Here is a 9,291-nt window from a genome sequence, read left to right as displayed (position 1 = left end):
GCCGGCCGGCCCGGTCGCGCCGGCCGGCCCGGTCGCGGTGGCCAGCCCGGTTGCGCTGGGCACCTCGGCCGCGTCGGCCGATCGAGCCGCGCCGACCTTCACCGACAGCCGGGGCAGTCGCTTCGGGGTCACCGTGTCCGCGTCCGGGTGCCCGGGCAGCATCGTGTCCGGCAGCGCCGCCGCCGCGAGGTCGATCAAGATCGGCGCCGCGCACCGCAGGAACACGTCCACCTGGTGGCACAGGTCGCCCGCCGTTCCCGACGTCACCGTGGCAGCCAGCCGGTCCAGGCGGGCGAGCTGCTCGGCGAGGGTCGAGGCCGCCGCCGTCAGGCTGAACCGGCGGAGCTCGTACCCGTCCGCGAACCGCTCGGCCATCCGCCGCGCCGTGCTCCGCGCTTCCGCCGACACCGGCAGCGGACCGCGGTCCACCCACCGGTCGACCGCCGCCGCCACGCGGTTCCACGGGCCGGTCAGCCGCGTTTCGCCGACCCGCAGGAGAGCTTCGCGGGTGAAGTCGGTGCGCTGGTACTCGGGGCTGGTGGCGCACAGGTGGAACCGGATCAGGTCGCGCGGGACCTCGGTGGCCAGCTCCCGGCCGGACACGACGTGCCCGCGGCTGGTGGAGAACTTCTCGCTCGCCAGCTCGTAGAACTCGTTGGTGAGGTACTGCGCCGGCAGCACGTGCTCGCCGAGCGCGGTGAGCAGCGCCGTGCCCACGATCGCGAACGGGTACGTCGCGTCCAGGCCGAGGAAGTACACCACCGTCGTGCCGGCGCCGGCGCGCCAGAGTTCGTCGTCGGTGGTCAGCACCGCTCCGCGGGTCTCCGCACCCAGCGCGGTGGTGAACATGCTCCACGGCATGCCTTCCATGTGCGCGTAGAAGACCTGGCCCGCCACCTCCGGGAACGGCGCCGGGATGCCCCACGACGCCGGCTGGGTGATCGGGAAGTCCGGCAGGGGCCGCGCCAGCGCGGCCTCGATCAGCCGGGCCATGCCCGGACGCATCGGCGTGCGGGCGAAGTACTCCTCCAGCTCCGCGCGGTACCGCTCCACCGGGAACACGAGGATGTCCACCTCGCGCAGCTCCAGGGGCTCGTCCGGACGCGTGGTGGAGCGCGGGCCGATCAGGTCGCCGGGGGCGATCGGGAGCCCGCAGCTTTCGCAGATCCCGGCGCAGCCGTCGGCGAGGCAGAACGGGCACCCGCCGGTGACGTAGGCGTCCATCAGGTACTCGCCCGTGCTGCGCAGGTACGGGAAGGACACCGCCCGCAGCTCCAGCAGGCCCCTCGCGTGCAGGCGCTCGTAGAAGCGGGTCACCATCGCGGTGAACCGGTCACCGAGGCAGCCGAACCCGTCGATCTCGACGCCCATCGCCGCGAAGGTCTCGCGGACCTGCTCGGCCGAGCGCTCCCGCAGGTCCTCCGGGGCCACGCCCAGGCGCTCGGCCGCGGCCACGACGTAGTTCTGCGTGAAGTGCATGCCGGTGCCGTACAAGGCTTCCCGGCCGGTCGCGCGGGCGTACCGGGTACACACGTCCGCGGCCAGGAACGGCCCCGCGAGGTGGCCGAGGTGCAGGTCCCCGTTCGCCGTCGGCGCGGGCGAAATCACCACGAGCCGGTCCATCAGACGGCCTCGCGCTCGCCGCCGCCGCGGCGGGCGAGCAGGTCTTCGACGATGTCGTGGGACCGGTGGGCCAGCACGCTGATCAGCGAGTCGGCGATGCCGTGCGTGGCCTCGTTGACACCCTGCAGGTACACCGCGCCCCAGGCGGACTCGCCGAGGTCGACCCGGTAGCAGCGGCTGACCGAGATCTCCGCCAGCCCGACGTGTTCGGCCAGGTCGCGGACCAGCGCGGGCATCCGGGTGTCGAAGCCGGTGCCGAGGAGCACCAGGTCGCAGTGCAGCGGCTCCACCTTGCCGCTGGTGCGGTCGCGCAGGTCGAGCACGACCTCGTCGCCGGTGACCCGGGCACCGACCACCTCGGTCAGCGTCCGCACCTCCGACCGGTGCTGCCCGATGCCGCGCTGCTGGTACAGCGTGGTGTAGATGTGGTCCAGGAACGGCGGGGCCGCCCCGGCGTAGTTGGTCAGGCGCATCTCGTCCAGCACCTGCTGCCGGACCTCGGGCGGGCTGTCGTAGAACCGGTCGACGAACGACGGGAAGAACAGCTCGTTGACGAACTTGCTCGTCTGGTAGTTCTGCGGGCCCACCGACCGCACGATCATCGTGCGGGTGCTGTTGGGCAGGTTGTCGTGCAGGGCCATGAACATCTCCGCCGCGCTCTGCGCCCCGCCCACCACGACGGCGCGCAGGGGAGCGTCCGCGGGCAGCTGCGCGATCCGGCGCCGGTACTGGGCGCTGTGGATGAGCCGGTCGGCCGGCAGGTCGGCGAAGACGTCCGGCACGTGCGTGTCCCGCCCGCCGCCGACGACCAGGTCGCGGCAGCGGATGGTGTCCCCGCCCTCGAGGGTGGCGACCCACCCGACGATGGACCCGTCGGCGTCGCGCGCGGGCTCGATGCTCTGCACCTTCGCGTCGTACCGGATCCGCACCTCCTCCAGTGACTTCGCGACCCACTGCAGGTAGTCCGAGAACTCCCAGCGGAACGGGTGGAAGGTCCCCAGGTTGACGAACTCGTCAAGTCGTTGCTGGTCGTGGAGGAAACTGAGGAACGAGAACCTGCTGCGCGGGTTGCGCAGGGTCACCAGGTCCTTGAGGAAGGAGACCTGGCTGCGCGCCCAGGGCATCAGCAGGTCGCGCTGCCACTTGATGTCCGGCCCCTGCTCCAGCAGCAGTGTCTGCCGGGCGAGTTCCGGGTGCCCGGACTCCTCGATGGCCACCGCCAGCGCGAGGTTCGCCGGTCCGGCTCCGATCGCGAGCAAACCCACCTGTACTTCGGTCACAGATACACTCCGATTTCTGGGAATAGGTCGGCGTGCCGCGTGCCGCCGGACCGATCGTAAGGAGCGCTCTTTCCCGGGTGGTAGGGACGGTTTTCCCTGGCTTCGGGGAATCTCGCCGAGATCGTTCCCCCGCTCGGTCGCCGCCCGTCCGGCGAATTGATTGCGATCAAGAAAATTGATTGCGATCAATTATCCCTTACGGCGAGACTCTCCTGTCGGATATGGAAGGCGCGGCACGCGCTTTCACTGGGAGGAGCCGATCGGTAGCGGATCGGCAGCAGTTCACTTTGGGGGAACGATGAGTCACGCCACCGGTTACGGCTACACCGCCCGGCTGTGGCCGGTCGAACACCCTGAGCTCGCCCCGCTGACCGTGCTGGTCGCCGACCCGCAGCCGTCGGTCCGCCACTGGGTGCGGGCCGCGCTGGAGCAGGCCGGCGGCGTGTTCGTGGTGGGTGAGGCGGCCACGGCGAACGGGGTGATCGCGGAAACCGCCCGGCACCGCCCGGACGTGCTGGTCGTCGATCCGCAGCTCGGCGGGTCCGGGCCGGTCGACGTCATCGGCCGGGTGTCGCTGGTGTCGCCGGAAACGAAGGTCCTCGTGCTGAGCGCGGCCGACGACGACACCGCCGTCCGGTCGGCCATCCACGCCGGGGCGCGCGGGTACCTGGTCAAGGGCGCCGACGCCGAGCAGATCGTGCGCGGGGTGCGGGTCGTGGCGGCGGGCGAGGCGATCGTCGGCCGGGCGATCGCCGCCCGGTTCAGCACTTTGGTGCGCACGGCCGGTCCCGAACCGTATCCCTTTCCGCAACTGACGACCCGGGAACGGCAGGTGCTCGATCGCATCGCCGCGGGCCGGTCGAATGCGGTGATCGCGCGCGATCTCGGCCTCGCGTCCAAGACCATCAGCAATCGCGTGTCGGCCATTTTCACGAAACTGGGAGTAGCCGATCGGGCACAGGCGATAGTGCTGGCGCGGGACGCGGGTCTCGGGCGGGGCGAATTCACCGGCGATCGGGAACAGTTCCCCTATCGCCGGGAAACCGGCCGGACCTAGCGTCGATCGGCGTCGGACCACGCTGATCGGAGTGGGATGTGACTGACCAAGACCTGGCCCTCCTGGACATCCGCAGGCTGGAGCCCGAGAACCTGACGCGGGCTTACGGACTGGACATGAAGCTGCTCTACCCGTGGGACGGGATGACCGCGCCGTTCCGCGGGGCCTGGTGCGTGCTGCGCCCGGGTGACGCGTCGGTCGCCCACGCCCACCACGAGCACGAAATCTTCATCGGCATGGCCGGGCGCGCCGAAGTTGTCACGGGCGACCGGCGGCACGCGTTCGCGGCGGGGGACATCGTGTTCCTGCGACCGGGCATCGAACACCACCTCTTCAACGATCCCGCCCACGGCGAAGACTTCTCCTACTACGCGATCTGGTGGGACCGCGAGATGTCAGCCGAGTTCGTGGCGCACGACGCCGGTGAGGCGGGACCGGCGTGATCGACTACGACGGGCGGAAGTTCCGCAAGCCCGGCGCCGAGGCGGTGGCCGTGTACCGGCAGGAGGACGACGTCGTCTGGGCGGAGTTCGCCGGGGGAGAGGTGCGGCGCGGCGCGCTCACCGGCACCCAGCGCGAGAACGGCGTCCTCCACCTGGGGTACACGCTGGTGCTCGCCACCGGCGAGGTGATCTGCGGGCACACGGTGAACACCCCGGAGGTGGCCGAAGACGGTCACCTCCGGCTGCGTGAGGTGTGGGAACGCTACGGCCCCCACGCCGCCACCGGTGTCTCCTACCTCGACGAGGTGAGCTAGTGTCCCGGCGCCCTTCCGACACGGACTGGCGACGCCTCGAGCGCGCGGTGACCGGCCGCGTGCGGCGGCCCGGCGAGGCCGGGTTCCGCGCCGCGAGCACGCCGTTCAACAAGCGGTTCGCCGGGATCACCCCCGCCGGCGTGGTGTCCGTGGCGGACGCCGAGGACGTGCGCCGTGCCATCGAGTGGGCGCGCGGCACCGGCGTCGACGTCGTCGCCCGCGGCGGCGGGCACAGCTTCGCGGGGCACTCGGTCAGCACCGGCCTCGTCCTCGACCTCGGCGCGCTGAACACGGTGACCGCCGACGGCTCGACCGGGCTCGTGACGGCCGGGGGCGGTGCGCTGATGGCGGACGTCCACGCGGCCATCGAACCCTGCGAGATGGCGTTCGCGCTGGGCAACAGTGCCACGGTCGGGATCGGCGGCCTGACCCTCGGCGGCGGCTGCGGCGCCACTTCACGCGTCTACGGGCTCACCGCGGACGCGCTCGTCGCGACCACGATCGTCACCGCGGACGGGCAGCTGCTGAAGTGCGACGCCGACACCAACGCCGACCTGTTCTGGGCCTGCCGCGGCGGGGGCGGCGGGAACTTCGGCGTCAACGTGTCCTTCACCTTCCAGGCGAAGCCGGTGGCCCCCTGCGCCACCTACGTGCTGCTGTGGGACAGCGCGGACGCGGCGAAGGTCTTCTCCGTGCTCCAGGACACCGTGCGGCGGGCGCCGGACGAGTTCGCGGCCCGGATCGGCGTCAGCAAGGCCGGCGGGGACACCGTCGTCTCGGCGATCGGGCAGCACTTCGGGTCTGCCGCGGAACTGCGGGAAATCCTCGACCCCGTGCTGTCCGTCGCCGCGCCGGTCCGCACGGTCATCGCGGACCGGACCTTCTGGGAGGCCAAGGACGACCTGCGGCACGAGACCGCCGAAGGCGCGTTCGCGTCCCGGACGAACATCGTCACCCGGCCGCTGCCCGACGAGGCGATCGCGACGATGCTCGCCTTCGTCGAACGCCGTCCGGACAGCGGCAACCCGGACGGGGGCGGTGCCGCCCTGTTCTCCTGGGGTGGCGCGATCAACCGCGTCGGGGCGACGGACACCGCGTTCGTCCACCGCGACACGATGTTCCTGCTGGCCATGGACACGTCGTGGGCCGAAGACGACGAACCGGCCGTGGTCGAGGCCAACCGCCGCTGGCTGGCGGACCTGGGGGACGCGATGGCGCCGTACGTGTCCGGCGGCGCTTTCCAGAACTTCACCGACCCCGACCTCGCGGACTGGCGCACCGCCTACTACGGCGTCAACTACCCGCGCCTGAAGCAGATCAAGGAACGCGTCGATCCGGACGGGTTCTTCACCTTCGCGCAAAGCATCGGCTCATGATCGGCGACGACAAGGTACTCATCTGGACGGCGGCCGAGGTCGAGGCCGGCGCCGCGCCGGCCGAGCACCTCCCGCACCTGCGCGAGATCCTCGCCTGGGCGTGGCGGTACCTGGTCTCCGCGCACCCGGACCTCGGCCGCAACGGCCCGGTGTGCCCCTACACCCAGCCCTCACTCCACAAAGGACTCTTCCACCTGGCCGCGCTGACCGCGACGGGCGGCGACGTCGACGTCAACGCCGCGATCGGGAGCCTGCGCACCTGGTACGAGCGGCTTTCGGCCGGCATCCCGCCGGAGAACCGGGAGCTGCTGACGATCCTGCTCGTGCTGCCGCAGCTGGACCGCCACGACGCGGCCCCGCTGGACGACCTGCAGCGCGAGGCCAAGGACGGGTTCGTCGCCGACGGGCTGATGATCGGGCAGTTCCACCCGGTCTGCGACCAGCCCGGCTTGTGGAACGACGAGTTCAAGGCGCTGCGCGCGCCGGTCCCGCTGCTGGCCGTGCGCAAGCTGGTCGTGTTCGACCTGCCGTTCCTGATGGACAGCACGGCGCACGCCGAGAGCTACTTCCGGCGGTTCGCCCCGGACATCCCGCCCCGCATCCGCGACCAGCTGGTCAAGCGGCTGGTGGGCACCGAGAAGTCGTTGCAGACGGCCTGAACACCCAGGAGAAAGCGTGCGGCACTACCTCATGGTCAGACCGGCGTACTTCGACGTCGAATACTCGATCAACCCGTGGATGGACCCGGCCAAGCCCACCGACACCGAGCTGGCGATCGCGCAGTGGGAGTGGCTGCGCGACCTCTACCTCGACCTGGGCCACCGGGTGGACCTGCTCGACCCGCTGCCCGGGCTGCCGGACATGGTGTACGCGGCCAACGGCGCCACCGTGGTGAACGGCCGGGCGCTGGTCGCGCGCTTCCGCCACCGGCAGCGCCGACCGGAGTCCGCGGCGTACACCGAGTGGTTCGCCCGGCACGGGTACCGCGACGTCCGGCAGGCGCGGTGGCTCAACGAAGGGGAGGGCGACTTCCTGGTCGCCGGCTCCCGGATCCTGGCCGGTTCGGGGTTCCGGACCGACCCCCGGGCCCACGAGGAGGCCGCGGAGTTCTTCGGCCTGCCGGTGGTCGGGCTGACACTGACCGATCCGCGCCACTACCACCTGGACACCGCGCTGGCCGTGCTGGCCGACGACCTGATCACCTACTGGCCGGAGGCCTTCACCGAAGAGAGCCGGCGGCGGCTCGAACAGCTGTACCCGGACGCCGTCATCGCTTCCGCCGCCGACGCCGCGGCGTTCGGCTTGAACGCCGTCTCCGACGGGCGGCACGTCGTCCTGCCCCAGGCCGCCACGCGGCTGACGGCGCAGCTGCGGGAGCGGGGCTTCGACCCGATCGGCGCCGACCTGTCGGAACTGCTCAACGGGGGCGGCAGCGTCAAGTGCTGCACGCTGGAACTGCGTCATTCGGGAGAACAGCTGTGAAAAGATCGCTGGCGCTGGCCCTCGCGGTACCGCTGCTGGGCGCGCTCGCCGTGCCCACGTCGGCGCAGCCGCGCTCGTCGGGCCCCATCGCCGAATTCTCCGTCCTGGCCCGGGAAGCGGCCGGCGGATACGACGTGGCGGCGGCCGAAACGGCCATCCGTGCGGCCGGCGGCACGGTCGTCACGACCAACGCCGCGGCCGGCCTGATCACCGCGTCCGCGCCCGCCGGGGGTTTCCTCGAACGGGTCTCGGGCGACCGTGCGGTGTTCGGCGCCGGCCGGGCGAAGTCGATCGGCACCGTGCCCAAGAGCGGCAAGGCCGTGCCGAAACCCGACGTCGCCGAGCCGGGAGCGGGCCGCGGCGCGGCCCGGCCGAAGGGCTCGTCCGCCGGTCTGGACCCGCTCGACGACCAGCTCTGGGGCCTCAAGTCCGTGCGGTCGGACCTCGCGCGCACGGTGCAGCCCGGCGACAAGCGGGTCAAGGTCGGCGTGATCGACTCCGGCATCGACGGCACGCACCCGGACCTCGCGCCGAACTTCGACCGCGCCGATTCGCGCAACTTCACCAAGGACATCGTCGCCGACGAGAACGGCGTGCCGGTCGACGGGCCGTGCGAGTACCGCGGCTGCGTGGACCCGGTCGACGTCGACGGCACCGGGCACGGCACGCACCTGGCCGGCACCATCGCCGCGGCCGCCAACGGCTTCGGGGTCTCCGGGGTCGCGCCGAACGTGACGCTGGTGAACCTGCGCGCCGCGCAGGACTCCGGGTTCTACTTCCTGCAGCCGACGGTCGACGCGCTCACCTACGCCGGTGACGCGGGCATCGACGTGGTGAACATGTCCTTCTACATCGACCCGTGGCTGTACAACTGCACCGCGAACCCGGCGGATTCCCCCGCGGAGCAGGCCGAGCAGCGCACGGTCATCGAAGCGACGAAGCGCGCGCTGAACTACGCGCACCGCAAGGGCGTGACGATGGTGGTGGCGCTGGGCAACCAGCACAGCGACCTGGCGGCCCCGCAGCCGGACGCGACGAGCCCCGACTTCCCGTCGAACCGTGCGCACCCGCGCACGGTGGACAACGCGACCTGCCTGACCCTGCCGCTCGAAGGGCCGCACACGATCGGCGTGGCCGGGTTCGGCCCGTCGCAGGCGAAGGCGGACTACTCGAACTACGGCCTCGAGCGGATCTCGGTGTCCGCGCCCGGCGGGTACAAGCGCGACTACTTCGGCACCCCGCGGTACGACAGCCGCGACAACGAGATCCTGTCGACCTACGCCCGCAGTGTCGGGGTGGCCGCCGGTTACATCGACGCCGCCGGGGACATCACTCCCGCGGGCGCCTCGGTGGGCATCCAGAAGCAGACGGCCGCCGACGGCCGGGTGGGCTACTTCCGGTGGCTGCAGGGCACGTCGATGGCGGCTCCGCACGCGGCCGGCGTCGCGGCGCTGATCGTGTCGCAGTACGGCCGGCCGGCCCCCGGCGGCGGGTTCGGCCTGAACCCGGACGTCGTGCAGCGGATCCTCGAGCGGACGGCGTCGAAGATCCCCTGCCCGGTCCCGCGCACGGTCGACTACCTCGACGAGGGGCGCGACGCGTCGTACACGGCAACGTGCGCGGGCGACGCTTCCTTCAACGGCTTCTACGGCCACGGCGCGGTCGATGCCTGGTCGGCAGTGACCCACGGCCGGCCGTGAGTGGCCGAGCGGGGTG

The 9,291-nt window shown here is 71.6% G+C and carries 9 protein-coding genes; 7 read left to right on the top strand and 2 right to left on the bottom strand.

Features of this window, described 5'->3' with window-relative positions:
• The coding region (locus tag CCN39_RS00605; protein ID WP_086837844.1) for a class I tRNA ligase family protein at positions 1-1,623 on the bottom strand (1,623 nt) is incomplete at its 3' end.
• On the bottom strand, positions 1,623-2,903 hold the full coding sequence (locus CCN39_RS00600) for a SidA/IucD/PvdA family monooxygenase (RefSeq protein ID WP_086837843.1): 1,281 nt from the start codon (positions 2,901-2,903) through the stop codon (positions 1,623-1,625). The genes CCN39_RS00600 and CCN39_RS00605, both read right to left, overlap by 1 nt.
• Before the next feature lie 298 nt (positions 2,904-3,201).
• On the opposite strand from CCN39_RS00600, the gene CCN39_RS00595 reads away from it, so the two are divergent.
• The 7 genes from CCN39_RS00595 to CCN39_RS00565 are packed head-to-tail and all read left to right on the top strand — an operon-like array spanning position 3,202 to position 9,275.
• Positions 3,202-3,960 (top strand): LuxR C-terminal-related transcriptional regulator, encoded by a 759-nt coding sequence (locus CCN39_RS00595; protein WP_086837842.1) that lies wholly within the window; start codon positions 3,202-3,204, stop codon positions 3,958-3,960.
• Positions 3,961-3,998: 38 nt separating this feature from the next.
• The gene (locus CCN39_RS00590; RefSeq protein WP_208630086.1) at positions 3,999-4,403 is read left to right on the top strand and encodes a cupin domain-containing protein; all 405 of its coding nucleotides are present in this window, start codon (positions 3,999-4,001) and stop codon (positions 4,401-4,403) included.
• Positions 4,400-4,717: an avidin-fold protein gene (locus tag CCN39_RS00585; protein WP_086837841.1), complete on the top strand. Its 318-nt coding sequence runs from the start codon at positions 4,400-4,402 to the stop codon at positions 4,715-4,717. The genes CCN39_RS00590 and CCN39_RS00585 overlap by 4 nt, the downstream gene beginning before the upstream one ends.
• Entirely contained in the window at positions 4,717-6,093 is a 1,377-nt protein-coding gene (locus CCN39_RS00580; protein WP_086837840.1) for an FAD-binding oxidoreductase, read from the top strand. Before CCN39_RS00585 ends, CCN39_RS00580 begins: the two co-directional genes overlap by 1 nt.
• Positions 6,090-6,752 carry a DUF6875 domain-containing protein gene (locus tag CCN39_RS00575; protein WP_086837839.1) on the top strand — a complete coding sequence of 221 codons (663 nt, stop codon included), beginning with the start codon at positions 6,090-6,092 and terminating at the stop codon, positions 6,750-6,752. Before CCN39_RS00580 ends, CCN39_RS00575 begins: the two co-directional genes overlap by 4 nt.
• 16 nt (positions 6,753-6,768) lie before the next feature.
• Entirely contained in the window at positions 6,769-7,575 is an 807-nt protein-coding gene (ddaH, locus tag CCN39_RS00570; protein ID WP_244210554.1) for a dimethylargininase, read from the top strand.
• On the top strand, positions 7,572-9,275 hold the full coding sequence (locus tag CCN39_RS00565) for a S8 family serine peptidase (protein ID WP_086837838.1): 1,704 nt from the start codon (positions 7,572-7,574) through the stop codon (positions 9,273-9,275). Before ddaH ends, CCN39_RS00565 begins: the two co-directional genes overlap by 4 nt.
• Positions 9,276-9,291: the final 16 nt, after the last annotated feature.

This window comes from Amycolatopsis kentuckyensis, from assembly GCF_002155975.1.
Classification (GTDB): Bacteria; Actinomycetota; Actinomycetes; order Mycobacteriales; family Pseudonocardiaceae; genus Amycolatopsis; species Amycolatopsis kentuckyensis.
This window is presented reverse-complemented; position numbering and strand designations above follow the sequence as displayed.

Bases quoted from the DNA above. Each gene is read 5' to 3' on its own strand.
- CCN39_RS00595 (WP_086837842.1), top strand. From the start codon at position 3,202: ATGAGTCACGCCACCGGTTACGGCTACACCGCCCGGCTGTGGCCGGTC.
- CCN39_RS00575 (WP_086837839.1), top strand. From the start codon at position 6,090: ATGATCGGCGACGACAAGGTACTCATCTGGACGGCGGCCGAGGTCGAG.